Annotated in this window: 27 protein-coding genes; 12 read left to right on the top strand and 15 right to left on the bottom strand. The window is 64.5% G+C overall.

The features are described 5' to 3' along the window. The first annotated feature begins 41 nt into the window (after positions 1 to 41). Positions 42 to 236 carry a hypothetical protein gene (locus ACR9YP_RS20240; RefSeq protein ID WP_438107412.1) on the top strand — a complete coding sequence of 65 codons (195 nt, stop codon included), beginning with the start codon at positions 42 to 44 and terminating at the stop codon, positions 234 to 236. Positions 237 to 239: 3 nt separating this feature from the next. Here the strand turns inward: ACR9YP_RS20240 and ACR9YP_RS20235 are convergent, their stop codons facing one another. Next, the gene (locus ACR9YP_RS20235; protein WP_474220964.1) at positions 240 to 383 is read right to left on the bottom strand and encodes a hypothetical protein; all 144 of its coding nucleotides are present in this window, start codon (positions 381 to 383) and stop codon (positions 240 to 242) included. A 126-nt stretch (positions 384 to 509) separates the two neighbouring features. Between ACR9YP_RS20235 and ACR9YP_RS20230 the strand changes: the two genes are divergently transcribed. Beyond that, the gene (locus tag ACR9YP_RS20230; protein ID WP_474220963.1) at positions 510 to 887 is read left to right on the top strand and encodes a hypothetical protein; all 378 of its coding nucleotides are present in this window, start codon (positions 510 to 512) and stop codon (positions 885 to 887) included. A 305-nt stretch (positions 888 to 1,192) separates the two neighbouring features. Next, a complete protein-coding gene (locus ACR9YP_RS20225; protein WP_128933048.1) occupies positions 1,193 to 1,447 on the top strand; it encodes a hypothetical protein in 255 nt (84 codons plus the stop codon). Positions 1,448 to 1,471: 24 nt separating this feature from the next. Here ACR9YP_RS20225 and ACR9YP_RS20220 read toward each other — a convergent pair whose 3' ends face one another. The 4 genes from ACR9YP_RS20220 to ACR9YP_RS20205 all read right to left on the bottom strand — a co-directional run bounded on the left by ACR9YP_RS20220 (position 1,472) and on the right by ACR9YP_RS20205 (position 3,989). After that, positions 1,472 to 1,714 (bottom strand): DUF6719 family protein, encoded by a 243-nt coding sequence (locus ACR9YP_RS20220; RefSeq protein WP_027560017.1) that lies wholly within the window; start codon positions 1,712 to 1,714, stop codon positions 1,472 to 1,474. A gap of 250 nt (positions 1,715 to 1,964) precedes the next feature. Further along, positions 1,965 to 2,672 carry an outer membrane protein gene (locus ACR9YP_RS20215; protein WP_370985572.1) on the bottom strand — a complete coding sequence of 236 codons (708 nt, stop codon included), beginning with the start codon at positions 2,670 to 2,672 and terminating at the stop codon, positions 1,965 to 1,967. Positions 2,673 to 2,959: 287 nt separating this feature from the next. Then, positions 2,960 to 3,355 (bottom strand): hypothetical protein, encoded by a 396-nt coding sequence (locus tag ACR9YP_RS20210; protein ID WP_128940612.1) that lies wholly within the window; start codon positions 3,353 to 3,355, stop codon positions 2,960 to 2,962. Between the two features lie 265 nt (positions 3,356 to 3,620). Continuing rightward, positions 3,621 to 3,989, bottom strand: a complete 369-nt coding sequence (locus ACR9YP_RS20205; protein ID WP_474220962.1) for a His-rich protein BRANT — start codon at positions 3,987 to 3,989, stop codon at positions 3,621 to 3,623. Between the two features lie 250 nt (positions 3,990 to 4,239). Here ACR9YP_RS20205 and ACR9YP_RS20200 point away from each other — a divergent pair, with 250 nt between their 5' ends. Together ACR9YP_RS20200 and ACR9YP_RS20195 are read left to right on the top strand one after the other, a co-directional pair. Then, positions 4,240 to 4,782, top strand: coding sequence for a tetratricopeptide repeat protein (locus tag ACR9YP_RS20200; protein ID WP_370985570.1), 543 nt, complete (start codon positions 4,240 to 4,242; stop codon positions 4,780 to 4,782). A 125-nt stretch (positions 4,783 to 4,907) separates the two neighbouring features. Then, on the top strand, positions 4,908 to 6,290 hold the full coding sequence (locus ACR9YP_RS20195) for a serine hydrolase domain-containing protein (RefSeq protein WP_474220961.1): 1,383 nt from the start codon (positions 4,908 to 4,910) through the stop codon (positions 6,288 to 6,290). A gap of 51 nt (positions 6,291 to 6,341) precedes the next feature. Here the strand turns inward: ACR9YP_RS20195 and ACR9YP_RS20190 are convergent, their stop codons facing one another. Beyond that, on the bottom strand, positions 6,342 to 7,913 hold the full coding sequence (locus ACR9YP_RS20190; protein WP_474220960.1) for a S10 family peptidase: 1,572 nt from the start codon (positions 7,911 to 7,913) through the stop codon (positions 6,342 to 6,344). 252 nt (positions 7,914 to 8,165) lie between these two features. On the opposite strand from ACR9YP_RS20190, the gene ACR9YP_RS20185 reads away from it, so the two are divergent. The 3 genes from ACR9YP_RS20185 (at position 8,166) to ACR9YP_RS20175 (ending at position 10,187) form a co-directional block, all read left to right on the top strand. Next, positions 8,166 to 8,945: an NAD kinase gene (locus tag ACR9YP_RS20185; RefSeq protein ID WP_474220959.1), complete on the top strand. Its 780-nt coding sequence runs from the start codon at positions 8,166 to 8,168 to the stop codon at positions 8,943 to 8,945. A 98-nt stretch (positions 8,946 to 9,043) separates the two neighbouring features. Then, positions 9,044 to 9,589 (top strand): response regulator, encoded by a 546-nt coding sequence (locus ACR9YP_RS20180; protein WP_008549760.1) that lies wholly within the window; start codon positions 9,044 to 9,046, stop codon positions 9,587 to 9,589. 19 nt (positions 9,590 to 9,608) lie between these two features. Continuing rightward, positions 9,609 to 10,187 carry an Hpt domain-containing protein gene (locus ACR9YP_RS20175; RefSeq protein WP_474220958.1) on the top strand — a complete coding sequence of 193 codons (579 nt, stop codon included), beginning with the start codon at positions 9,609 to 9,611 and terminating at the stop codon, positions 10,185 to 10,187. A gap of 173 nt (positions 10,188 to 10,360) precedes the next feature. On the opposite strand, the gene ACR9YP_RS20170 is transcribed toward ACR9YP_RS20175, so the two are convergent. The 4 genes from ACR9YP_RS20170 to folE form a co-directional block, all read right to left on the bottom strand. Next, entirely contained in the window at positions 10,361 to 11,536 is a 1,176-nt protein-coding gene (locus ACR9YP_RS20170; protein WP_474220957.1) for a DUF2336 domain-containing protein, read from the bottom strand. Positions 11,537 to 11,884: 348 nt separating this feature from the next. Continuing rightward, a complete protein-coding gene (locus ACR9YP_RS20165) occupies positions 11,885 to 12,946 on the bottom strand; it encodes a lytic transglycosylase domain-containing protein (RefSeq protein WP_474221096.1) in 1,062 nt (353 codons plus the stop codon). Between the two features lie 184 nt (positions 12,947 to 13,130). Beyond that, positions 13,131 to 13,553, bottom strand: coding sequence for a phosphoribosyl-AMP cyclohydrolase (hisI, locus tag ACR9YP_RS20160; RefSeq protein ID WP_370985564.1), 423 nt, complete (start codon positions 13,551 to 13,553; stop codon positions 13,131 to 13,133). Positions 13,554 to 13,637: 84 nt separating this feature from the next. Further along, positions 13,638 to 14,330 (bottom strand): GTP cyclohydrolase I FolE, encoded by a 693-nt coding sequence (gene folE / locus ACR9YP_RS20155; RefSeq protein WP_091889368.1) that lies wholly within the window; start codon positions 14,328 to 14,330, stop codon positions 13,638 to 13,640. Positions 14,331 to 14,563: 233 nt separating this feature from the next. Here folE and ACR9YP_RS20150 point away from each other — a divergent pair, with 233 nt between their 5' ends. Further along, on the top strand, positions 14,564 to 15,019 hold the full coding sequence (locus ACR9YP_RS20150) for an iron-sulfur cluster assembly scaffold protein (RefSeq protein WP_128945663.1): 456 nt from the start codon (positions 14,564 to 14,566) through the stop codon (positions 15,017 to 15,019). Positions 15,020 to 15,118: 99 nt separating this feature from the next. Here ACR9YP_RS20150 and ACR9YP_RS20145 read toward each other — a convergent pair whose 3' ends face one another. Continuing rightward, complete coding sequence (locus ACR9YP_RS20145) at positions 15,119 to 16,021, bottom strand: COG3904 family protein (protein ID WP_474220956.1); 903 nt, start codon at positions 16,019 to 16,021, stop codon at positions 15,119 to 15,121. A 249-nt stretch (positions 16,022 to 16,270) separates the two neighbouring features. Here ACR9YP_RS20145 and yidD point away from each other — a divergent pair, with 249 nt between their 5' ends. Together yidD and ACR9YP_RS20135 are read left to right on the top strand one after the other, a co-directional pair. Further along, on the top strand, positions 16,271 to 16,609 hold the full coding sequence (gene yidD / locus ACR9YP_RS20140; RefSeq protein ID WP_091889374.1) for a membrane protein insertion efficiency factor YidD: 339 nt from the start codon (positions 16,271 to 16,273) through the stop codon (positions 16,607 to 16,609). A 90-nt stretch (positions 16,610 to 16,699) separates the two neighbouring features. After that, on the top strand, positions 16,700 to 16,909 hold the full coding sequence (locus ACR9YP_RS20135) for a hypothetical protein (RefSeq protein WP_474220955.1): 210 nt from the start codon (positions 16,700 to 16,702) through the stop codon (positions 16,907 to 16,909). On the opposite strand, the gene ACR9YP_RS20130 is transcribed toward ACR9YP_RS20135, so the two are convergent. Continuing rightward, the gene (locus tag ACR9YP_RS20130; RefSeq protein ID WP_474220954.1) at positions 16,910 to 18,121 is read right to left on the bottom strand and encodes a hypothetical protein; all 1,212 of its coding nucleotides are present in this window, start codon (positions 18,119 to 18,121) and stop codon (positions 16,910 to 16,912) included. A gap of 2 nt (positions 18,122 to 18,123) precedes the next feature. Continuing rightward, a complete protein-coding gene (locus ACR9YP_RS20125; RefSeq protein WP_474220953.1) occupies positions 18,124 to 19,491 on the bottom strand; it encodes an APC family permease in 1,368 nt (455 codons plus the stop codon). A 333-nt stretch (positions 19,492 to 19,824) separates the two neighbouring features. On the opposite strand from ACR9YP_RS20125, the gene ACR9YP_RS20120 reads away from it, so the two are divergent. Next, the gene (locus ACR9YP_RS20120; protein ID WP_474221095.1) at positions 19,825 to 21,147 is read left to right on the top strand and encodes an alpha/beta hydrolase; all 1,323 of its coding nucleotides are present in this window, start codon (positions 19,825 to 19,827) and stop codon (positions 21,145 to 21,147) included. A 40-nt stretch (positions 21,148 to 21,187) separates the two neighbouring features. Here the strand turns inward: ACR9YP_RS20120 and ACR9YP_RS20115 are convergent, their stop codons facing one another. Together ACR9YP_RS20115 and ACR9YP_RS20110 are read right to left on the bottom strand one after the other, a co-directional pair. Next, the gene (locus ACR9YP_RS20115; RefSeq protein ID WP_091889385.1) at positions 21,188 to 21,565 is read right to left on the bottom strand and encodes a hypothetical protein; all 378 of its coding nucleotides are present in this window, start codon (positions 21,563 to 21,565) and stop codon (positions 21,188 to 21,190) included. A 90-nt stretch (positions 21,566 to 21,655) separates the two neighbouring features. Next, entirely contained in the window at positions 21,656 to 22,831 is a 1,176-nt protein-coding gene (locus tag ACR9YP_RS20110) for an MFS transporter (protein ID WP_474220952.1), read from the bottom strand. Positions 22,832 to 22,863: the final 32 nt, after the last annotated feature.

The raw sequence follows: 22,863 nt of genomic DNA, 5'->3' as shown, positions 1-22,863 counted from the left end.
TGGGTTCTCGATCCATGCGGATCAGGGAAGAAAACCGAAACATGTTTCTGCTGGCAACGGTGACGCTGTGCTGTGGCGCCGTGGCCGGCACAGTTGCGCTGTTCGAACCGGCGCCGTCACCTGATCCTGCAAAGCAGGTGGCCCAGCGGATGGCGACCGACGTCAGCGCTCAGAAGACACCGGTTCGAGTGGTCGGCGCGCCGTTCGAGCCCAACGTCAATCCGCGCCAGCGCTAGCCATCACTGCGGCGATACCCCCTTGCCCTTTTCGGGCCGGCCATGCGCACGCGCCAATTCCTCGACGAACGCGATCACCTCCGCCCGCTTGTCGGGCGGCAGCGACAGGAACGCGCGGACGAGCCTCAAGCCCTCCGCTTCGTCCATCCGTTTGTCTTCGGCATTCATTCGACCACTGTCGGGCGATCGGGAAAAATATGCAATCCCCTTTACAAACGGACCCTTGATTCGGCGCGGCCGCTTTGTTGGAATGGGGCGCGACTGAGGTGGATCATGAAGTGGATCAGGGAACGCGACGCACTGATCGCGCAGACACTGGCCTTCGTCCAATCGGTGACCGGCAAGAAGGATGACGTCCTTCAGCCGGGCGCGCCGTCGGATTCGCCGGCGGCGACCGTCGAGATCGTCGCCGTCGAGGCCGTCACCGCCGAGATCGAGCCACCCCAGCCCCCTCCGCAGCCTCAGCCCGTCAAGCTCCCGCCGGCGAGGGCAAGCGGCGATTTCCGCAGCGAGATGCAGGCCCGGATTGCCAATTTCCGCAAGCATCAGGAGCGGTTCGAGCGCGAGCGCGAGGAGTATTGCGCGGCCACCCTGACCAAATTGCGCGCCGCCATCTGTGACCCCTCCCCCCGTCCACCGGCCGAAAAGTAGGGCCGGCTCTCCAGCCGGGGGCTACAGCCAGGACCACACCAGCCAGAGATTGGCCGCGCAGGCGCCAAACAGCGCCAGCGTCAGGGGCAGGAGCATGTGCCCGCAGGAGGTTTTCAGGTCGCTCGTCATGGCCGAAAACATCCGCTGATTCCGGCCGGAGAGTCCCAGGGATTCTTTTTTTGGGGATTCAGGACTCATTAAGGACTCAGGGCCCTACCGCCCCTGATTACGGCGCCGTGATCGGGCCGCCGGCCGGAACCCCTCACCCCGCAAAGTCGTTAACGGGCTTTCCTGGAGTGGGAAGAATGCCCTACGCCCTGTTCTGCAACGAGGCCCAGATCAGTAAGGCCTATCCGAGCGAGTCCGACGTCTGGAAGCTCGCGCAGCGAAGTGGCCTTGTCGTCGACGTGATCGCGGACGACGAGCAGCGGGGACCGCGCCGGGTGCTCGACAACGACTACGAGATTGCGCCCTGCCAGGCAGCCCAGGGCGAGGACCCCGCCAAGAACAAGGCCGAGGCCGACCAGCAGTCGAGGATGGAGCTTGAGCTGAATTATTGAGGTCCGACGCCAAACCGGCGTTTCTCAGGGGGTCGCGGTCGCGAGAGACGCCTGCTCGCCTGCCAGGGCCACGCAGGCCTTCCGGCGATGCAGCCCGCGGATCGCGCCGGTGACCTTCAGCACCTTGCCCGACGGACAGGAAGCGTCCTTGACGAAGGCGACCTCATAGGGCGCCAGCATCAGAGGTTCGGATTTGAGGATTGTCTGTGCAGAGCACGGCAGGCAGGTGAAGCACGAGAGCACCACTGCCGACACAAAGATACGCATGTCCGTCGTCCCACCAGCCCGATAATTCTCATATAACGCGTTCCGGAGCGCGAGTTCCGTAAATCGCAAAAATTATTTTTGCTTTACCCCGGCCCCATGACGCGCGTGAGAAGGCGCGCCCGCACTGCTTGCTAGCAAATGACGCGCCAGATGGTTCACGCAAAGCAAACGGAAGGCCGCCGAACAGATGCCGACAAACGAAAGGCCGGCGGGAGCCGGCCTTTGTCAGATCCTGGTCGGGAGCGGTAGGTCAGTAGCGCGCGGCCGCCGGCCCGCCCCAGCCGAACCGGTAGTTCACACCGACCTTGACGGTATGCTCGTCCTCCCGGCCACGAACGCCGACGATGTCGGCCGGGCCGGAGGTGAAGGTGGTGCTGCCAAAGTTGTAATACTGGTACTCGGCCTTCGCCGACCAGCTCGGCGCGAACATGTATTCGAGGCCGGCGCCGACGGTGTAGCCGTCCTTGCTGTTGCCGGTGGTGGTGAAGGTCTGCGGCACCCCGGCGATGTTCACGCCAAGGCCGTTATTGCGCCAGGCATAACCGCCCTTGGCGTAGAGCAGCGTTGGTCCCCAGGTGTAGCCAATGCGACCGGTCACCGACCCGAGCTGGTCGGTGTTGGACGTCACCTGCGTGCCCAGCGGGAACGTGACGCCGTTGTTGTTGGTCGGCAGCCAGGAATACTGGGCCTCGATACCCACCACCCAATTGGGCGCGAACTGGTAGTCGAAGCCACCCTGCACGCCGCCGAGGAAGCGGGCATCGCTCGACTGGAAGCTGTTGTCGCCGGCGAAGGCGCCGCCGACATGGCCACCGATGTAGAAACCGGTCCAATTGTAGATCACCTGCGGCGGCGTATAGGCCGGCGCCTTGGTGTAGGTGCGCGGCTGCATGTCGGCAGCAGCGGCCGGCGCGGCCAGCGCCAGCAGCGCGACTGCTCCGAGCAAAAACCTCTTCATGATCATCCCCGTGCTTTCAAATTCGACCCTCAGCAAACAACGTGGCGTGAATTTGGTTGCTTCGCGACGATGCCGGAACGTTGATCGTTCGTTACTGTGACGGGGTGGCAACAGCGCGATTTTGTTCCGTCACGTCGCCTTGCGCTGGCTGCTCTCGTCGCCTGCGCAGGGCCTGCCGTGAGGATTTGTCGCGAGACGAAACCGCCCCGTTCAAAGCTCGCCAAAATGTGATCCAGCGGCTCCGGCGCGGACTGTCCTATCACGAGGCGATGAAGGCGGGCTTTGCGCTACCGCGTCATCTTTTCCAGTTCCGGAAAGGGTGCGTAAACCGCACCGGCACAGAGCTCGCTCGTCCGATCGACGACGCGGTCGCTCCGCCCGTTGACGAAGATCACGGCGCGTTCGCGCATGCCCTTGTAGCTGCCATCAGTCTCGCGCGGGGTGAAGTGCAGGCAGCTCACATAGAATTGGCGCCCACCAACCTCGCGCTGCACCGGATCAGCCATGCTGGCGTCGCGCACTCCGACCGGATTGTTCAGATAGCTGCGCATCAAGGCCAGCGTGTCGCCGCGGAAATTGTCGGGAAACGGCTGCGGCCCTCCGGCCTGGGTCCCACCCAACAGCGTTGGACGGTCACCGTCGCTGCCGAAACATGCCGCAAGCGCCAGCGGCAACGCCAGGATCACCACACATCTCGCCAATCGCCCCACAGGCCCCGCTCTCCGCTCGATCAGATTCGGAGATGTTCTAGCCCCAAGCTTCTACGAACCCAAGCCCGCACGATCCCAACCCTGCATGAAAGGAGTTCGCCTGCAGCGGCGCAACGACGCACCGGCCCGCCGCCGACACCTCGAGCTTTCGCACGAGGCACGGCGAACGGACCGGGCCTGAATTCCGCACGCGGCGGCGGGGCAATGCCAGGGATGCCGCCGCGCGGGAGATCAGTCGTCAGTTGCGCTTGTCCGATGTCGCCGGCTTGGTCACGTCCGGCTGCGCCTTCAGCGACTCCTTGGACGTGACCTGCTTGTGGTGATGGCGATGCTTGCGCACGGACTTGTGCTCGGCGGGGGTGACGGCAGCGTTGGCGTTCATCGCCTTCGACTTGGTGTCCACCTTGGCGTCCGCCTTGACGTCGGAAGCCTTCGTGTCGGCCTTGGCGCCCGCATCCGGTTTGACGGCAGTGTTCGCTGCCTTGGTCTGGCTCTGATCCGCCTTGATCACCGGCGCGGTCGTGGTGGTCTTGCCGGCCTCAGCGGCGAAGGCCGGGGCTGCGATCACGGAAGCGGCGAGCAAGGCTGCGGAAATGGTCTTCAACATGGTGGTCTCCTCTTGGAAGGATCTTGAGGCGGCGCCCTCTCGTCACCTCTTCGATCGTAGGTGGGAGCCTAGGGGCCGCGCACTGAACCCGGTCTGAAGGCCGCTGCAGGCTTCCGTTCATCTCGATGACAAGTTTGTCATCTGCGGCAGGACGAATAGATCGTGCGAAGCGGGAATGTTTTCGCCCCATGGGTGTTCCGGTCTTCGGGCAATCGTGTAGGATCGCCACGTTCCATACCGGAGAACTTAGATGCGCAAACTCTCAATGCTTGTTGTGCCGGGACTTGTCGCCATGACGCTGGCGGCTGCGCCGGTGCTGTCCAGCGCCTATGCCGCGGGCAGCGACGAGCCCTCCTCGCCGCCGAAGTCGGACAGCTCGTCCAAAAAGGGCAAGAAGAAGAGCTCCTCCGTCAGCGATCCCAAATTCCTGGCGGCCTATCGCACCGCTTATACTGCGATCTACGACCGCCACGACTACACGGGCGCGATCGACCAGCTGAAATCGCTCAAGCGCGACGACGTCGCCGATGTCGCAAACCTGATCGGCTACTCCTATCGCAAGCTCGGCGATTACCAGTCGTCGAAGGCCTATTACGAGCTGGCGCTGAAGGACGATCCGAACCACGTCCGCACCTGGCAGTATTACGGCCTCTGGCAGCTCGAGCAGGGCAACCGCGAACAGGCGCAGTATCACCTCAACAAGATCGCCTCGCTCGCCGGCACCGACAGCTCCGAATATCGCTCGCTCGCCTCCGCGCTCGATAAGCCGACCGGCGCGACGCTGGTCTACTGAGCCGTCGGTCTACTGAGACCTCGCATCTTTGAATGAATTGAACGGGCACAACCTTTGGGTTGTGCCCGTTCTACTTTCTCGGCTAGCTTCCCGCACCAAATCTTTCCCTCGCAAATTGGTGCGCAATGGACCCGTGGCTGCGATCCGCGATCGATTACATTAGCTCCTGGATCGAATTCCAGCTGAGGACCATCCAACAGCCTGGCGTCATCGTCGCGTTCGCCCATCGCGGCGAGGTCGTCGCCGAGCCCGCATTCGGCCTTGCCAATCTCGACACCGGCGAGAAGCTCACGCCCCGCCATCGCTTCCGCATTGCCTCGCACTCGAAGAGCTTCACCTCCGCCGGCATCATGAAGCTGCGCGAGCAGCGCAAGCTCCGGCTCGACGATCCCGTGGGCCAATATGTCGGCGGCCTGCATCCGCGCGTCGCCGAAACGACGATCGCGCAACTGCTCTCGCACAGCGCGGGACTGACGCGCGACGGCGCCGATTCCGGCCAGTTCATCGACCGCCGTCCCTATCTCAGCGCCAAAGAGTTGCTTGCGGAATTGAAGCTGCCGACCGCGGTCGAACCCGGCACGCGCTTCAAATATTCCAACCACGGTTTTGGCCTGCTCGGTCTCGTCATCGAGGTCGTGACGAAGGAGCCTTACCCCGCCTGGATCAAGCGCGAGATCATCGAGCCGGCCGGCTTACGTGAGACCGAACCGAATGCCCCCCTTGCCAAAGGCATGCCATTCGCGTGCGGCCACACGCGAAAAGTGCCGTTCGGCGAGCGCTGCGTGATCCCCGGCGACAATCCCGCGCACGCGATGGCCTCCGCCGCAGGCTTCGTCGCGACTGCCGGCGACACCGCCCGCTTCTTCGCGCAGCTCGCACCCAATGCGAAAAAGAGCGTGCTCTCGGTCGCGAGCCGCCGCGAGATGACGCGACACCATTGGCGCATCCCGCAGAGCTTCGAGGGCTATTACGGGCTCGGTATCAGCGCCGGCAAGACCGACGGCTGGGACTGGTTCGGCCATGGTGGCGGTTTCCAGGGCTACATCTCCCGGACCTGCTCCATTCCTGATTGCGAGCTCGCGATCAGCATCCTCAGCAACTCCATCGACGGCGCCGCGCCGTTCTGGATGGACGGCGCGCTGCAGATCCTGCGCGTGTTCAAGACGCGCGGCGCGCCCGACCGGCGCGTGCGCGACTGGACCGGCCGCTGGTGGACGATCTGGGGAGCCACTGATCTCGTGCCCGCGGGCAACCGCGTGCTCGTCGCCAATCCGCAGTTCAATAACCCATTCATGGATGCCGCCGAGATCGAGATCACCGGCCGCGACACCGGCAAGCTCGCTTGGGCCGCCGGTTACTCCAGCCATGGCGAGCCTGTCCGCCGTGTCCGCGACAAGCGCGGGAGGATCAGCGACATCTGGATCGCCGGTGCCAACGTCAAGCCGGAAAAAGTCGTCGCCCGCGAGATCGGCCGTCGATATCAGCCGCGCAAGCGCCGACCTATTTAGCCGGAGCATGATCCTATCGGAAAACCGCTACGCACTTTTCCGGATCATGCTCTACTCCCTGATCAACGTCTCGACCTCGCTCCGCAGCGCCTGTCGCGAGCCGTCGCGCGAATAGAACATGTGGCCGCCGGGATAGACGACGAATTTCACGCGTTGCGTGACGAAGGCCGGCAACTGGTCGAGCACTCGCTTCGATCCGAAATAGGGCGTGGCGAGATCGAACAGGCCGTGCGCGACCAACACGTTCAGCTTCGCGTCGGTGGCGAGAATCTGGCGCAGCTCCGACACTGATTGCGGCGGGTTGAGGCCGCGGCCGAAATCCCAGTGCCCCTCGACGCTGCCGTTCAGGACTTCGTAGGACCCGTCCGGCCGCCAGTTGAGCTTGCGTGTCAGCACGTCGACCGCGGCACTCGTGAGCGGCGCCTGCAGTGCATCGCCGGAGGGGTCGCCAAAGCGCGAGCTGCCGGAATCCGGATAGGGATCGAAGCCGCGCACGGAGCCGTCGTAGCGTCCCGTCACCTTGCCGTTCTTGCGATCGAACTCGCGGCGGAATTCACCGACGTCGAACCGGCCGGCGAGCCTGCGGCTCACCGCCTGGTCGATACCGGTGAGCTCGGCGACCTTGTCGGCGAGCCGGTTGGTCGCCTCCCTGTCCGCCTCGCCCTTGACGAGATCGGCCAGGAATTCGCCGCGCGCATAAGCCTCGACGTCGGCGAGATCGGCGCGCGTGACCGGTCCCTTGGCCTCGCGCGCGACCGCGACATAGCTCGGCAGTGTCGCGACATATTGCAGCAGGCTCGTGCCGGCGAACTCGCGGAAGTCGAACAGCGGCGAGACAAGGATCAATCCCCTGACGCCGACCCCATGCTGGAGCTGCAACTGGCGCACCACCTTCGGTCCGCGAATGCCGCCATAGCTCTCGCCCGCGACGTATTTCGGCGAGGTCAGCCGGTCGTGCTTCTCCAGCCAGCGACGGATCACGAGCGCGATCGAATTGACGTCGCCGTCGACTGAATAGAACGACTTGCGCGCGTCCTCGCCGCTCACAACGAAGCGGCTGTAGCCGGTGCTGATAGGGTCGATGAAGACGAGATCGGTGAAGTCGAGCCAGGTCTCCGCGTTCGGCTTCACCTCGGGCGAGGCCGACGGCGACAGGGCTTCGCCGTCGAGCGGCAGCCGCCACGGCCCCGCGGCGCCGAACTGAAGCCACGCCGAAGACGCGCCGGGCCCGCCGTTGAACAGGAAGGTCACGGGGCGCGTCGCGCGGTCGGCATCATCAAGTTCATAGGAGGTGACGGCGATGTCAGCGAGCGGCTCGCCCTTGCCGTCGAATACCCGGATCGAGCCGGCGGTTGCGGCGAAGTTGAGGGTTCGGCCAGGCAGTTCGAGCGTCTGCTTCGTGGTCGAATCCGGCGGCAGACGGTGCAGTTCGGCCGCCGACGGCGAAGCTGGTGTAGCGCTTTGCGCGCCACCGCTACGCCCGCCCCCCTTCTGTCCGACTGGTGACGCCGCCTCGGAGCGGGGCTGCGGCGGATCATCCGCGCGCGCCAATCCCGCGAGCCCGAAAGCCGAAACCGCCAGCACCAGCATCGCGTGGCGGAGCACCGGCAAACTCAAAATCATGATCGTTCTCCGTGCCCGGCTCTCAAAGCCGGTGCCAGCCGAAAGGCTAGCGCGAAATTGCGACGGTTTGGGGGATCATCGGTCCGGCGTCCCTCGAAGAGGCCGACCGGGCTTGAAACGACCCTGTTTTGTCCTGAACCCGGCGGTCGCCCGTTTGCCTTGAAAGGCGGTCCTCCTCGACAATCGAGGCCCAGGTCGTATAGACGAGCCGGGCGGAACTTACTCGAGCCAGCGGCACCTGCCCGGGAAGCCATGACCAAGACCTCGCGATACGACCGGATCGCCTTCGTCGCCAGCCCGAGCAGCGAGGCGCAGTCCGCCTTCGCCCAGCTCACCCGGGACTATGGCAATTGCGCCCCCAGGGAAGCCGACGTCGTCGTCGCGCTCGGCGGCGACGGCTTGATGCTCCAGACTCTGCACCAGAACATGCACACGGGAAAGCCGATCTACGGCATGCACCGCGGCACGGTCGGCTTCCTGATGAACGAATACTCGACGCACGATCTGCGCAGGCGTCTCGAGGCGGCGCACGAATCCGAGATCAATCCGCTCCTGATGCGGGCGACCGACGTCAACGACCGCGTCCACCTGCATCACGCCATCAACGAGGTCGCCCTGTTCCGGCAGACCTATCAGGCGGCACGCTTGAGGATCTTGATCGACGAGCGAGAGCGCATGTCCGAGCTGATCGCTGACGGCATCTTGGTGGCGACGCCGGCGGGATCGACTGCCTACAACCTGTCCGCCCAGGGGCCGATCCTGCCGATCAACGCCGCGATGCTGGCGCTGACGCCGATCAGCGCCTTCCGCCCGCGCCGCTGGCGCGGCGCGCTGCTGCCCAACACCGCCTATGTCGTGATCGAGGTGCTGGAAGGCGACAAGCGCCCCGTCGCAGCGGTTGCCGACCACGACGAGGTGCGCGACGTCCTCCGGGTCGAGGTTCTCTCCGACAAGACCATCTCGATGCGGATGCTGTTCGATCCCGGTCACAGCCTGGAAGAACGGATTCTACGCGAACAGTTCGGCTACTGAGCCGCCGGCCAGCACCGTCCGGAGAGCCCGATCGCAACCCTTCATTAACCCCCGCCACGATATGGTTAACGAAGGTTGACCGCTTTGGCCCGGGCGTCATGTTCCGTATCGACTTCAACAAGCTGCGCTTCCTCGTCTGCGACGACAATCCGCACATGCGCCGCATCCTGCGGACGCTGCTGCATTCGTTCGGCGCACGCGAAGTCTACGAGGCCGAGGACGGCGCCACGGCGCTGGAAATGTACAGCCATTACGTGCCCGACATCGTCATCACCGACTGGGCGATGCCGATCTTCGACGGGCTCGAGCTTGCGCAGATGATCCGCCAGCCGGAGTCGAAGGGTAATCCCTACGCGCCGATCATCATGCTGACCGGCCATTCCGAGAAGCGCCGTGTCACGGTCGCGCGCGATGCCGGCGTCACCGAATTCCTGGCCAAGCCGATCTCGGCCAAGGGGCTCTATCAGCGCATCCTCAACGTGGTCGCCAATCCCCGCCCCTTCATCAAGACCAAGACCTATTTCGGTCCGGACCGGCGCCGCAACACCAACTCTGCCTATATGGGCCCGGAACGTCGCGTCGGCGAAAAGCACGAGGTGCTCCAGCAGCCCTCGTTGCTCGACAAGGCCCGCTCCTCCATCTAGCGCACACGAGGCAGGCATCATGGCGAAGAACAGCGCAAAGGACATCGAGGTCACGGCCTTCGCCACGCATCACGTCATCAGGCAGCCCAATCCCTTGCGAAAAGTGCTGCGCCGGGTCGAAGAAAAGGACTTGGACGATCCGGTCGCCCGTGCCGAGCAAGCGCTGGCGGGCCTGTCCGGCGAATTCAGGAACTGGATGACGATCGAGGTCCAGAGACTGTCCGCCGCCTGGACCGCCGTGCAGCAGGATGGCTTCACCAAGAAGCTGCGCGACGAGCTGTTCCACGCCGCACACGACATCAAGGGCGATGCAGCGACGTTCGGCTTTGCTTCGGCAGCGGGAATCGCCGAGAGCCTGTGCCGCGTCATCGAGCATGCGCCGGATCTTTCGAAGGTGCCGGCCGAGCTGTTCACGCACCACATCAACGCGATCCTCGCCATCGTGCACGAGAACACCAGGCTCGACAGCATCAGCGTCTCCGCCGAGCTCAGCCGGCGCCTGCGCAAGGTCGCCGACGAATATCTCGCCCACGTCAACCGCGACCGCCCCGAGCATCTCGAGGTGATCCTGGCGCCGAGCATCGCGCCGGCGGATTAAGGGCTCAGCTCTTTCCTCTCGCAATGATGGAGTTTGGGGCTTCGACTCCGCTCTATCGACACGATCAGAATCGTAGGGTGGGCAAAGAGGAGCGTGCCCACCAATCAACATCAACTGCGCAGATAAATGGCGGGCACGGCGCGATGCGCCTTTGCCCACCCTACGGCGTCTCGTTACGCCGCGATCAGATCGTCGTACACCGGATCGATCATATCATCCGCGACGAGCTCGTCGCAGAACAGCCGCGCCTCTTCGCGCGCGGATTCGGTGGCGAAGCGGCGGAGCAGGACCATCAGCGGTTCGGTGGCGCCGCGGTCGGTCTCGCAATGGGTAAGCACGCGCTCGACCATGCGCCGGCGCAGCCGCGCCGCACCATCATCACTGTCGACGAAGCCCTGCTCGTGGCAGGCATCGAGTGCGACCTGGAATGCCGCGAATGTCGCCTCGGGCAGCCCCGCGCGGCGGAGCAGCGCGTGCAGGCTGTTGCCGCCGCGGTCGTGCAGCAGCGCCGAGACGCGCGCCAGCGGCAGATCGGCGAGTTCAGCGAGCGCCGCATCGAACAGGTCGAGATTGCTCGACAGCAGCGCCCGCAGGATCAGACCCGCGGTGAGCTGGCCGGTGATGCGCAGGTGCCGCACCAGGCCCTGCATGTCCTCGCCACGCGAGCGCGCCGCGATGTTCATGGTGGAGCGATCGCGCGCCTCGATCGTGATGCGCTCGGCACGGTCGGCACTCAGCCAGTTTCGGGCCACGACGAACTGCGCAAGGGTCTCGGAAAGCTTGGCCACCAGCGCCGCGCGCGTTACGGCCGGCAGATCCTCCAGCACCAGCATCGCCTCGCGGATCGCGGCGAGATGGCCGTGGCGCTCGACGATGCGATTCCAGGAGAACGGCGCGAGCTCGGCATGGGGATTTTCGATCAGCTCCAGCGCCGCAGCCGCGCAGCCGACCTCGGCGATGGCGGCACAGACCGAGACCGGCAGCGCGATACGGCGGGCGACCGCGCATTGCACCTCGTCATTGCCGGTGGCGACGATGTCGACGAGATCGGCATCGATCAGCAGCGGAGAATGTTCGAGCACGGGCAGCGCAACCGTCGGCTGATCCGCCGACAGCGCCCGCACGATTGCGGCCGGCGCCTCGGTGCTGCGCGCAAAGGCCTCGGCCATCGCCTGCCGCACCAGCGGCGAGGGATCGTCGAGCAACATCAAGAGCGCGCCTTCGGCGGCGACGCGATCGTCATGAGAAAGGTTCGAGATCAGCCAGGCCCGGGCCAACGCCCGCGTCGCCTCGGCCCGCTCGCCGGCGGACGCCGTCCTGATCCAATTAATGAACTGCCGAACAATCATGGTGCTTCCGGCTTACGCAACGAAAACGAAAAATGGTGACGGCTTGTCACCTGCAACACAAAATAAACCACGACGCTTAACAAAGCGTTCACCATAACTGGCTGGTTTTATTGACGTTTTGTTAAGGGAACAAAGGCCGGACACGAGGGAGCGCCAGCCCTCGCCCACGCTCCGTCATTGCGAGCGCAGCGAAGCAATCCAGAAAATGTATCCACGGTGAGATTCTCGATTGCTTCGCTGCGCTCGCAATGACGGTGTTGACGCAGTTGCGCACAAAGATCTGGATTTCGTGCACGGACGCAGCCCGGCGCGTCCGGGACGCGAGCGATTTATTCTTCGAGCAGTGAGTTAGCTTGAGAACGTGCCGCTGCGATCGCTGAAGAGATCGAGCGGCTGAGGCGGCCGCACGTCCGGCATCGCGGATGCGACCGAGGTGAGTGAGGCGTTGTTGCCCCACAATTTCTGCACGGTGGTCGAGACCGGCTGCGTGACGTCGCCGGGCTGATAGATCGAACGAAACACCGGCGTGCTCGGCGCATTGTCCGCGAGCGTCGTTGGCGACGTCGCGCTGACGGGCGTCATGGCGCGAGTATTCGGGAAGGTCTGGAGATAAGCGGCGTTGTCGATGACCGGCGCAGCGGGCTGCACGCCATTCGCGCTCGCGACCTGCGTCGTCGAGGGCGTATCGCCATACATCGCCATCGCGCTGCGGGTCACTTTCGAATTGGCCGCGCTGGCATAGCGCGCGTCGAGCAACGAATAGACTTCGGAGACGCTGCGGGCGCGGCCATCCTTGGCGTAGAAAATCGAGCGGTTGGCGGCGGCCGCGTTGGGAAACAGCCGCGCACCGACGGCTTGCGGATTGTCCTCGGCATTGGCGATCAGTTTCGCGGCGCCGCCGACGCCCATGAAATGGGCCATGTAGAGTTCGCTGTCGCTCGGCCTGCGCCCGAGCAGGCCGGTGAGCTTGAAACTGTTCGACTGCGTCAGCGCCGCAGCCATGTTGGATGCAGCCTCCGGATTGTCGCGCAGCTTCATGATCGACCGCTTCACCAGGGGATCATCGACGGTGTAGGTGCCCGACGAGGTCCTGGTGATGGCGTCGGCATAGCTGCCGTAGCCGAGTTGGGTGCCGGCCTCCTTCACGGTGCCAAGCCAGGTCTGGTCGATGAACTGGTAGAGCCCGTGCGCGGACGAGGTGGTGGCGCCGGCCGTCGGATCGAAATCAGATTCCATCTTGGCAGTGGTCAACATGTACTGGAAGCTGACGCCGGAGATATTGGAGGCCTGCTTGATCGCGCCGGCGACGCGCGCCCGCGACGGATCGAGACCGGCCGATTGCGTCGCGCTGAAATTGCCGACCGACATGATGAAGTGCCCGCCCCGCGCGGCGTTGAGCGACGCCGGCAATTCGGCGCCCTGTCGTCTCACCGTGGGACAGGTATGGTTAATGCCGGGTTAATTCTGGGGTCGCCCCTTCCCCGAGTCATTCCGGGGCGCACCGCAGGTGCGAGCCCGCAATCCATTCCACCGCGCGTTATGCCGTACGATGGATTCCGGGCTCGCGCTACGCGCGCCCCGGAATGACAGCTTGCTATTTCTTATAGACCGCGTCCGGATCGAACAGCCGCTCCGCATCGACGAAGACGAGCTTGGCGCCGCCGTCCTCTCCCTCCACCTTGCGATAGAAGCAGGACCTGCGCCCGGTGTGGCACGCCGCGCCGATCTGCTCGACGCGGATCCAAATCGCGTCCTGGTCGCAATCGGTGCGCATCTCGACGACGCGCTGGGTCTGACCCGATGTCTCACCTTTTCGCCACAAAGCATTGCGCGAGCGGCTGAAGTACCAAGCCTCGCCGGTCGCGATCGTCTTGCGCAGCGCCTCCTCGTTCATGTGCGCGACCATGAGCACATCGCCCGTGGCGACATCGGTCGCGACGCAGGTCACGAGACCGCTCGCGTCAAACTTGGGCAGGAAGGCGAGACCTTCCTCGATCTCATGGGAGTGAGCGGACACGGGACCCTCGCTCGAGCATGATCCGGAAAAGTGTGAAGCGGTTTTCCGAAAAGATCATGCTCAAAAAAATAAGGTCTTGCGAGGTCAGCGCGTCGTGCCTCGCACCAGGGACAGGAAGCGGGCCTGCTCCGCGGGATTGTCGCGGAACATGCCGGTGAAGCGGCTGGTGAAGGTGGAAGCACCATGCTTGGCGACGCCACGCACCGACATACAGGTATGCTCGGCCTCGATCAGCACCGCAACGCCGCGCGGCTTGAGGATCTCGTCGATGGCGGCCGCGATCTGGGCCGTCAGATGCTCCTGGGTCTGGAGCCGGCGGGCGAAGATATCCGTCAGACGCGCGAGCTTGGACAGGCCGACCACGCGTTCCACCGGCGTATAGGCGATGTGCGCCTTGCCGTAGAACGGCATCATGTGATGCTCACATTGCGAAGTGAATTCGATGTCGCGCACCAGGACGAAATCATCATAGCCCGCCGTCTCACCAAAGGTGCGGTCGAGCACCTCGGCCGGGCACTGGTGATAGCCCTGATAGAGCTCGTCGAACGCCTCGACCACACGGCGCGGGGTGTCGAGCAGGCCTTCGCGTTCGGTGTTCTCGCCGATATAGGCGAGCAGCGTCTTCACCGCCGCTTCCGCCTCGGCGCGCGCCGGGCGCGGCTGGTCGGCGCGGACGGCGACGGCGAGGAATTCGGCAGGATCAAGCTCAGCGGGGCGGCTCTCGGGCTGCCGATCGGAAGGCTTGTTGGGGCGGATGGATTTGATCGTGGCGTCCATATCGACTCCGTTCGACGGCCTTGCGGCCGGAGTGTCACCGGCAGACGGGGCGGCAAGCCGCCGGACGCCTGAACAGAATAATTGAACCTGGTGGAAAAGATCCTCTCCACCAACGTCGGCCGCATGGTCTGGGACCCCCGCTGGACTATTTTTCCGCCGGTTCCGCCCCTATATAGGACCGTGGACGGCGCGCGCCAAGGCCGATCCGGTGCGGAAGTGTTGGACTCCATCACATGCTGAACGACATCTACAACAAGCGGATCATCGAACTGGCCGGGAATATTCCGCGCCTCGGGCGGCTGTCGGATCCCGACGCCTCCGCCACTGCCCACTCCAAGCTGTGCGGCTCGACCGTGAAGGTCGACCTCAAGATGAACGGGGACACCGTCACCGACTTCGCCCATGACGTGAAGGCCTGTGCCCTCGGACAGGCCTCTTCATCCATCATGGCAAGTCACGTGGTCGGCTCGACTGCGAGCGAACTCCGTGAGTTACGCGAAACCGTTCGCAAGATGCTGAAGGAGAACGGAGCGCCTCCTCAAGGCAAATGGGAAGAGATCAAGTTCCTCGAGCCGGTCCGCGACTACAAGGCGCGGCATGCCTCGACGCTGCTGACCTTCGATGCGGTGGTGGATGCCATCGGCCAGATCGAGGCTAAGGCGAAGCAGCCGGCGACGGCGCAGGGCTAGTTTCATCAATGTCATTCCGGGACGCGCGTCAGCGCGAACCCGGAATCTCGTGCCGCAATCTCTAGACTCCGGGTTCGTCGTTTCGACGGTAGAGGAAACTTACTTCTGCGCCGCCGCGGCTGGTGTGGCCACGCCGCCGGCGGTCGGCGCCAAGGCTTCCGCGGTCTTGGTCGACTTGGCAAGCTGCTCCGGGTCCGTGCCGAACCTGGCCTGCGCCTTCGGTGCAAGCTCCGCCATCGCCGGCGCGGAGATGTCCACATGCGGCAGCACGTCGGCCACGAGGTCCGTTGTCACGAGATTGGTGAGCTTGAGCTCACCGGCGTCGAGCTCGTGCAAATCCTCCCACGGCGGCACGCTGAGCGCGAGCGACAGCAGATCGCCGGCGCCGCCCATGTCGAAGGTGTATTTGGCCAGCCGGCCGATGTCGCGTTCCACGATCATCAGGTCCTGCGCGCTGTAGCTGGCAGCCTTCGCATCGTCGGCGCGATCGCCCATCCAGATCTGATGAACACGAACATGGGCGGCTTCCGGCACGTAGCGCTTCTTGCCGGCCAGCAGCAGGAACACGCACATGGACTCGCAATAGGCCCCGGACGCGACCGCCGGACGGGCGCCTTGCCCGCCGCGGTTCTGGAGGCTGATGCCGACCGTGGTCAGAAGTCCGAGATTACGGAAGCGCCGGCCGAGCGTGATCGCATCGTTGACCGAACCGCCGCTGGAATCGAGCACCACGGTGGCGCCGCCGAGCTGGCGTCCGCGCGAAAACTGCTCGAAATCCTTCGGTGTATCGGCGGTGATGATGCCGACCGCGCTGATCCAGCCGCGGCAATTCGGCTCGCAGGCCACCCAGCTGAACTTCATCGGCAGCTTGCGCTCTTCGAGAGCAGCGCCGGCTCGCGCCGACGACCCGAATGTCGCGACGGCGCCAGCCAGCGCGACTCCACAGACGGCGGTTCCCACGAGCAACCAGCCGCGAAGATTAAGGGAGTTCAGAAGTCTCAATCTGGTTCCTTCCCCAAGCCCCAAAGGTCCCCAAACAATCCCCGGTAGCGCCCTCTGAGTCCATCATACAGGCGTATGTTTTCTACACACGGGCGTCATAAAAATGGTATCCGGGCGAATACAGCTCGTCCACAGATACTTGCTGCACTGCTCCCAAAAAGCAGGCAAAATATGGCGCGCAAACAACAGCTTACAGTTCCCTGCACCGGAACCGAGCAATACGTCGCTTAAGGTCGCAGCAAAGCGCACATGAAGCATTCAGCCTGCGAGCACTGTTCCAATCCCGTCGCGGGCGCGCTCCGGCTCCCGCGCAGATTCGGCCGCGCTCTGATCTGGCTCTACCGCCATACGCTCTCGCCGCTGGTCGGTTACAATTGCCGGCACCTGCCGACCTGCTCCGTCTATGGCGACGAAGCGATCGAACGGTTCGGACTCTGGGCGGGCGGCTGGATGACGCTTGCGCGCCTATTGCGCTGCAATCCCTTCGGCACCTCGGGCATCGACAACGTACCGCTCACCGCACCGCAAGGCGCGCGCTGGTACCTGCCCTGGCGTTACGGCCGTTGGCGCGGGGTCAACGCGTCCTAAGTTGCTGCGGTGCTTTGCGCATCTTTGCCCTGCGGGGAACCGGAACCCTCTCCTCGCGTTATTGTGATGCTCCTACGGGAGGAAACAACAATGCGCTGGAAAATCAGCCCCAACTTTCACTTCAGGCATTGGCCAAATCTCAGCTCCAAGGGCCACCACGACCGCAGAGCAATGGATCTCCTCGCTACCATCGCCTTGCTCGCTTTCGCCGCCGGCGCCGGCTGGTATCTGGCGACGACTTTTGCGACCCCGCCGGGCACGACGGCGTTGATTGTGCCGAGCCAGAGCGTGCACTGGTAACTAGCGGAACCAGAAAAAGCGCCCGGACTGCGGCGGGATCGACTCCGGCGGACGTAACCGCTTCGGCCGAGGCGGCTTTGGCGACGGCTCGGCGGACGAAGTGGTCTCCGCCGGCGCGGTCTCGCTGCCTGGCACCTTCACCGACAGCAGCAGGTTCGACTCGTGCGTCCGCCAGCGATAGCCCACGCCGAAATCGATCGGTTGTGCGCGCGTGAACAGTTCGGCGTAGCGCTCCTGGTAACGGCCCGGGAATTCATCGATCGGACCGAGATAACGGCCGAACGGGAAGAACCGCCATTGCCGCGCGCTGTAGTTCCCAAGCGGAATGCCGGAATCGTCCTGGATGATGGTGGCGCTGTTGGCGAGGAGCCAGTCGCGCACGACGGTGAAATTGCCGGAATGGAGCAGATACGACGCGCTCTTGAGCAGGCTGTTGCCGGGCCCGAGCGTCTCGCAGAATTTCAGGAAGCCGGTCGCGCGTGCACCCGAATTGGAAAGATCAGTCGAGAAATAATACAGCGTGCGCGCTTCCCCATCGCTGCCGGCGAAGGTGATGCGGACGCCGCGCGTCGCGTTCGGTCCCGGATTGTCGCCGGCCGTATGCACCCCGCCCTTGTCGTCGAGCGCGATCATCTCGACGTTGCGGATGGTCTTGCCGGAGCGCGCAAGGAAGACATAGAGGATCGGCAGCGTGCCGTTGACCTGATTGGCGTGCAGGTCGACCTTCATCTGCTTGGTGATGAAGAACGAAAAACTCAGGATCGAGGCGAGCGAGCGCTCGACGTTGTAGAGCGCAGTGCCGACCGAACCACGCGGCAGCCGCGTCAGGTCGGGCACCGCCCCCACCGGTTCGAGCGCGCCGAGCACGTAGGTGCTGGCCTTGGCATAGAAGGCGTTGGCGTAGAGGAAGTCCGGGCCACTGAACATGTAGAACATGGTCGGCCGGGGTGCGGCGAGATTGACGTCGGCCCAGCTGCGGATCTTGGAGAGCTGCCGTTGCTCGAGCTGGGCGAAGGCGCCATCGAAGAATTTCGCATGACGCTGCCAGCCCGGATCCTTCGTGAGCGGCACCAGCGGCGAGTCCGCCGAAGGCTGCATGCCTGCAAGGAAGCGCGCGGTGTCGTCGTAGGTGACCTCGGCGGCACGTGGGGACGAGACGGCCGCAGCCAGCAGGGCAAGGGCTATGGCTGCAATTCTCAGGGGTCGAAACATGTCTATTCGCGATGTGATGAATTGCCAGTGGCAACCGGCCGCCTGCGGAATGCAACATAAATCAGCAGGCCCGAGAGCATGACGAGCATCCCCGACAGCGACTGTACCGGCCGCTCGGTCAACAGGTAGTACATCATGAACGCGGTCACGAGCAGGAAAACCAGCGGCGTGAACGGGTATCCCCAGGCGCGATAGGGCCGCGGCAAATCGGGATCGGTGATGCGAAGCTTGATGACGCCGGCGACGGTGAAGAACGAGCAGAACAGCAGCGCGAACTGGATGAAGTCAAGCACCGCCTCGAAGCTGCGCGTGAACAGCAGCAGGGTCGCGACCGCGAGCTGAAACAGGATGGCATAGGCCGGCGCACCGTTCGCCGACCTCTGCGAGAACACGCGCAGCGCCGGAATGTCCTCGCCCATCGTCATCATCACGCGCGGGCCGATCCACATCATCGCGCTGATCGAGGAGATCAGACCGACACAGATCATCGCGCCGACGATCCGGCCACCGAGGCCGCCGAAGATGGCGCTGCCGGCGACACTGGCGACGTCGAGCTGGCCGGCCAGCGCGCTGACAGGCGTCGAGTAGAGGAACACCGCGTTCAGCGCGACGTAGAGGACGAGCACGATCAGCGTGCCCGCGAGCAACGCGCGCGGCAGGCTCCGCTGCGGCGTGCTCATCTCGCCGATGATGTAGGTCGCGGCATTCCAGCCCGAGAACGAGTACATCACGAAGACGAGCCCGATCGCGAACGGCGCGCTGACGATGTGGGCGAGATCGCCCGGCTGCGGCATGAAGGTGATCTGCTGTGGCACGCCGATGACGAAGCCGGCCACCAGGAAGGCGACGATCAGCACGACCTTGATAATCGTCGAGATCAGCTGGAAGGTCGAGGAGTGCCTGACGCCGGTCAGTTGCACGAGCGAAACCAGCCACACCACGCCGATGGCGAGCGGGATCGGCGGCAGTTCGGGCTCGACCGATTTGGCGTATTCGCCGAACGCCATCGCGGCGAGCGCGACCGGCGCCGCAAACCCCACCGTCGCCGAGACCCAGCCGGCGAGAAAGCCGAAGGCGGGATGATAGGCGCGGCCGAGGAAATTGTACTCCCCGCTCGAGCGCGGAAACATCGCGCCCAATTCGCTGTAGGAGAACACCCCGCACAGCGCGACGATGCCGCCGACCGTCCAGAGCAGCAGGATCGAGAAGCCCGATGGGATGTCCTTGACCTGGAAGCCGAGGCTGGTGAAGACGCCGACCCCGATCATGTCGGCGACGACAATGGCGGTTGCGACCAGAACGGAGACCCCCGACCCGTTTCCGGTCAGCCGGCCAGTCCAGGGCGCGGTACCCGCATCTGATGCTGTCATCGGGTCCTCAAGCCTCAGGCGTCTCGCCCCATGGGGAGCATCGTGCAGATTGGTCAGTCAATTCAAGCAGGGTTAACAAGGGTTAAATGAGGCAGGCGAACCGGGTATTTTGACACCTCTTATGCACGGTCTTGGGCAATAAGCCCGCACAAACCCCGGACAATCCCGTTCTCCTCCCCCACAATCACGACACGATTGCATGGTCCCTTTGAGCGTTCCGGATGTGGGGAAGTTTCACCGGACGCTTAACGTCGCCTAAACGCCAGTCGGCGCAATTTTCTCAAGATTGCCGATGGACGCGACTTGATGGACGTGACTTGGGGTCATGGGTGGATGGTCGGGGCCGTTCCGAAATTGAGAGCTGACACTCGTGCAGACCGGACGATGTCCGGCGCGCGCGGTCGCGTGCTCCGGGTCGGCCTGATCTCAGCCTTGGTACCGATGTCGCTGACGCTGGTTCAATGCGGCAAGGCGCCCAATCCGGCGGCGCTCGCGGCGAACTCGCAGGCCAACGTGCAGGTGGTCGCCAAGACAAATACGCAGGTGGCAAGCGGCGACACGTTCGAGGATCGCTTCCCTGCCCCGCAGTTCAGGGAGCGTTTCCCCTCGGCCAGCGAGAGTTTCCTGCAACGGCAGATGTCGGACTTCTCGCCCAAGCGCGCCGTCCAGCAGCCGCAACCTGAGCAGGCGCCCTACAAGGTCGCTTCGCTCGAGCCGCAGATCCCCTACAAGCGTCCGCCCCGCGAGGATCTGACGACGCTCGTCAGCATGAAGTCGTCGGCCTTTCCCTATTTCGGCAACAACCCCGCCTCCGACGCGCCCTTCCTCAACATCTCCAAAGGCGACCGCCGCGGCCACCGCAGCTATTCGGGGCGCGTCTACTGGCAGGACGAAACCTACAGCGACAGCCGCGTGCTGGTGCACGTCCCCGAGCATTTCGACGTCCGCAAGCCGGGCGTGATCGTGGTGTTCTTCCATGGCAATGGCGCCACGCTCGAGCGCGACGTGCGCGACCGCCAGCTGGTACCGAAACAGATCACCGATTCCGGCGCCAATGCCATCCTGCTTGCCCCGCAGATGGCGGTCGATGCCGCCGATTCCAGCGCCGGCAAGTTCTGGCAGGCGGGCGGCCTCAAGCGCTTCACGGAGGAATCGGCCAACCACCTCGCCCGCCTGACCGGCGATCCCAACAGCGCGCGGGCCTTCGCGAACATGCCAATCGTGATCGTCGGCTACAGCGGCGGCTTCCTGCCGACGGCCTGGAGCCTGGAGGTCGGCGGCATCAGCGACCGCGTCCGCGGCGTCGTGCTGCTCGACGCGGTCTATGGCGAAATGGACAAGTTCGCGTCCTGGATCGAGAGCCACCGTTCCGGCGTCTTCGTCAGTGCCTACACCCGCTACACCGCGCGGCGCGACCGCGAGCTGATGAGCATGCTGAGGCAGAAGGGCATCAGCGTCTCCGAGGACATGGACGGGCCATTGCGGCCCGGCAGCGTGGTGTTCGTCGAGACTGGCGAGGGCATCACTCATCGCGATTACGTGACGAGGGCCTGGACGCGGGATCCGCTCAAGGACGTCCTGGTGAAGATGTCGGCGACGCCCGCGCTTGCGCTCACGCGCGTCGCCTCCACCAATCCATCCGCATCGAGCCGTTAAACGGACGTGACCGTGGCGCGCTGAGGGCCCGGTCTATCGCTTAGGTTTTCGGCAGCTTCGGAATGCTCTCGGCAAAGCCGTTGAAGCAGGCCAGCCGCTCGTCCTCTTCCTTGAAGAAACGGCAGTCTGCGTAACCCTTGGCCTTCGCCGGCTTCGGCTTCGGCGCCGGCGGGATCACGGCGTCGTAGCAGTTGAGACGGTCCTTGGTGCCGTCATCGATTTCGAGGCAGGCCTGGAGCCGCGCCGCGATCGATTGCGGCTTGCCCTTCGCCGCCGCGGCGGGCTTGGCCGCCGCCTCCTTAGTCCCTTTGGGCTTGACCTGCACCAGCGGCTTGTCCCCCACCATCGGTGGCTTGTCGGCTTGCGCAAATGCGGAGGCTGAATAGAGCACCGCGGCAACCGCCAAAATCATCCTCATCTCAGTCAACTCTCTCTGGTCCCCATGATGGGCGTTCTAGCGCTCTCCCGCGCGGTTTGCCAAGCATCTTGCACGCGGAAGCCGCGGGATTCAGGGCATCACGGCGGCAGCCGACCGGGGCCGGGTCAACAGCACCAGGAGCAGCGCCAACACGACGAAACCGACCGCGACGAAGCCGACCGTGTGCAGGAGCTCGCGGGCGAACAGCAATCCGCCGATGGCCGAGCCGACCGCCTGACCGATATAGAGAACGGACGTGTTGAGCGCGACGGTCGCCGATGCCAGCGACGGCGCGGCCGCGACCAGCCGCACCTGCTGCATCGAATTGGTCGAGGCAAAGCCAAGGCCCCAGACCGCGACCGCGCCCGCCATCGATGCGAACGTGCCCGCGACAAGCGTCCAGCCGGTGATCCCCGCAAGCAGCAGGCAGGTGAACAGCAGCGAGGTACGATAAGGGCCCGAGGTGTCGACAACGCGGGTCGCGATGGCGACGCCGAGAAAGCCGCAAACGCCGTAAAGCGCGAACACCATGCCGATGGCATCGGGTCCGGCGCCGGTGAGCTTGTTGAGCAGCGGGCCCATGAAGGTGAACACCACGAACTGCCCGGACATTTGAAGCATGGTGATCGCAAGCAGGAGCAGAATTGTCTTGCTGCGGCCGACCTCGGCCCAGGTCTTGATATCCACCGGCGCGCCCTTCAGGCCTGCCGGCAGGCGCAGCAGCAGCAACAGGAAGCTGATGCAGCCGAGCGCGCCGATCTCGCCATAGGCGGCACGCCAGCCATAGCGGCTGGCGATGAAGGTGATCAGCGGCAGGCCGACGGCCGCAGCGAGCGACCAGCCGAGGAAGATGTAGGCGATGGTGCTGCCGCGCCGCTCCACCGGCACGATCAGCGCCGCGGTGCCGGCGGCCTGCGGCGTATAGAGCGCGCCGACCGCGAGCATCACCAGACGGATGGCAAGGAGGCTCGCATAGTCGGGCGCAAACGCCGAGGCGAGATTGCCGACGGCGAGCACGGCCAGCGTGATCGTGAGCAGCGTGCGCCGTTCGATGCGGCTGGTCAGCCAGGCCGTCAGCGGCGAGCCGATGCACAGCGTGATCGCGCCAAAGGTGATCAGGAGCCCGGCCGCATGGATGCTGACGTCGAGCCCGGTTGCCAATTCCGGCAGCATGCCCGCCGGCGCCAGCACCGAGCAGCCGGTGACAATGTTGCCGAGCATCAGGGCGGTTGGCGCGAAGCGGCGGGCAGCAGGCGATCTTTCCATGCAAGTGCATGTAGAGCAGAGCTGCGGTCGAT

This window comes from Bradyrhizobium sp. BR14999 (genome assembly GCF_056106085.1).
Note: the sequence above shows the minus strand (reverse complement) of the source record. Positions and strands in the feature narration are given on the sequence as shown.

Excerpts from the sequence above, each read along its gene's own strand:
- ACR9YP_RS20240 (WP_438107412.1), top strand. The coding sequence starts at position 42 with ATGTTTCTGCTGGCAACGGTGACGCTGTGCTGTGGCGCCGTGGCCGGC.
- ACR9YP_RS20235 (WP_474220964.1), bottom strand. The coding sequence starts at position 383 with ATGGACGAAGCGGAGGGCTTGAGGCTCGTCCGCGCGTTCCTGTCGCTG.
- ACR9YP_RS20230 (WP_474220963.1), top strand. The coding sequence starts at position 510 with ATGAAGTGGATCAGGGAACGCGACGCACTGATCGCGCAGACACTGGCC.
- ACR9YP_RS20225 (WP_128933048.1), top strand. The coding sequence starts at position 1,193 with ATGCCCTACGCCCTGTTCTGCAACGAGGCCCAGATCAGTAAGGCCTAT.
- ACR9YP_RS20220 (WP_027560017.1), bottom strand. The coding sequence starts at position 1,714 with ATGCGTATCTTTGTGTCGGCAGTGGTGCTCTCGTGCTTCACCTGCCTG.
- ACR9YP_RS20215 (WP_370985572.1), bottom strand. The coding sequence starts at position 2,672 with ATGAAGAGGTTTTTGCTCGGAGCAGTCGCGCTGCTGGCGCTGGCCGCG.
- ACR9YP_RS20205 (WP_474220962.1), bottom strand. The coding sequence starts at position 3,989 with ATGTTGAAGACCATTTCCGCAGCCTTGCTCGCCGCTTCCGTGATCGCA.
- ACR9YP_RS20200 (WP_370985570.1), top strand. The coding sequence starts at position 4,240 with ATGCGCAAACTCTCAATGCTTGTTGTGCCGGGACTTGTCGCCATGACG.
- ACR9YP_RS20195 (WP_474220961.1), top strand. The coding sequence starts at position 4,908 with ATGGACCCGTGGCTGCGATCCGCGATCGATTACATTAGCTCCTGGATC.
- ACR9YP_RS20190 (WP_474220960.1), bottom strand. The coding sequence starts at position 7,913 with ATGATTTTGAGTTTGCCGGTGCTCCGCCACGCGATGCTGGTGCTGGCG.
- ACR9YP_RS20185 (WP_474220959.1), top strand. The coding sequence starts at position 8,166 with ATGACCAAGACCTCGCGATACGACCGGATCGCCTTCGTCGCCAGCCCG.
- ACR9YP_RS20180 (WP_008549760.1), top strand. The coding sequence starts at position 9,044 with ATGTTCCGTATCGACTTCAACAAGCTGCGCTTCCTCGTCTGCGACGAC.
- ACR9YP_RS20175 (WP_474220958.1), top strand. The coding sequence starts at position 9,609 with ATGGCGAAGAACAGCGCAAAGGACATCGAGGTCACGGCCTTCGCCACG.
- ACR9YP_RS20170 (WP_474220957.1), bottom strand. The coding sequence starts at position 11,536 with ATGATTGTTCGGCAGTTCATTAATTGGATCAGGACGGCGTCCGCCGGC.
- folE (WP_091889368.1), bottom strand. The coding sequence starts at position 14,330 with ATGGACGCCACGATCAAATCCATCCGCCCCAACAAGCCTTCCGATCGG.
- ACR9YP_RS20150 (WP_128945663.1), top strand. The coding sequence starts at position 14,564 with ATGCTGAACGACATCTACAACAAGCGGATCATCGAACTGGCCGGGAAT.
- yidD (WP_091889374.1), top strand. The coding sequence starts at position 16,271 with ATGAAGCATTCAGCCTGCGAGCACTGTTCCAATCCCGTCGCGGGCGCG.
- ACR9YP_RS20135 (WP_474220955.1), top strand. The coding sequence starts at position 16,700 with ATGCGCTGGAAAATCAGCCCCAACTTTCACTTCAGGCATTGGCCAAAT.
- ACR9YP_RS20130 (WP_474220954.1), bottom strand. The coding sequence starts at position 18,121 with ATGTTTCGACCCCTGAGAATTGCAGCCATAGCCCTTGCCCTGCTGGCT.
- ACR9YP_RS20125 (WP_474220953.1), bottom strand. The coding sequence starts at position 19,491 with ATGACAGCATCAGATGCGGGTACCGCGCCCTGGACTGGCCGGCTGACC.
- ACR9YP_RS20120 (WP_474221095.1), top strand. The coding sequence starts at position 19,825 with ATGGTCGGGGCCGTTCCGAAATTGAGAGCTGACACTCGTGCAGACCGG.
- ACR9YP_RS20115 (WP_091889385.1), bottom strand. The coding sequence starts at position 21,565 with ATGAGGATGATTTTGGCGGTTGCCGCGGTGCTCTATTCAGCCTCCGCA.
- ACR9YP_RS20110 (WP_474220952.1), bottom strand. The coding sequence starts at position 22,831 with ATGGAAAGATCGCCTGCTGCCCGCCGCTTCGCGCCAACCGCCCTGATG.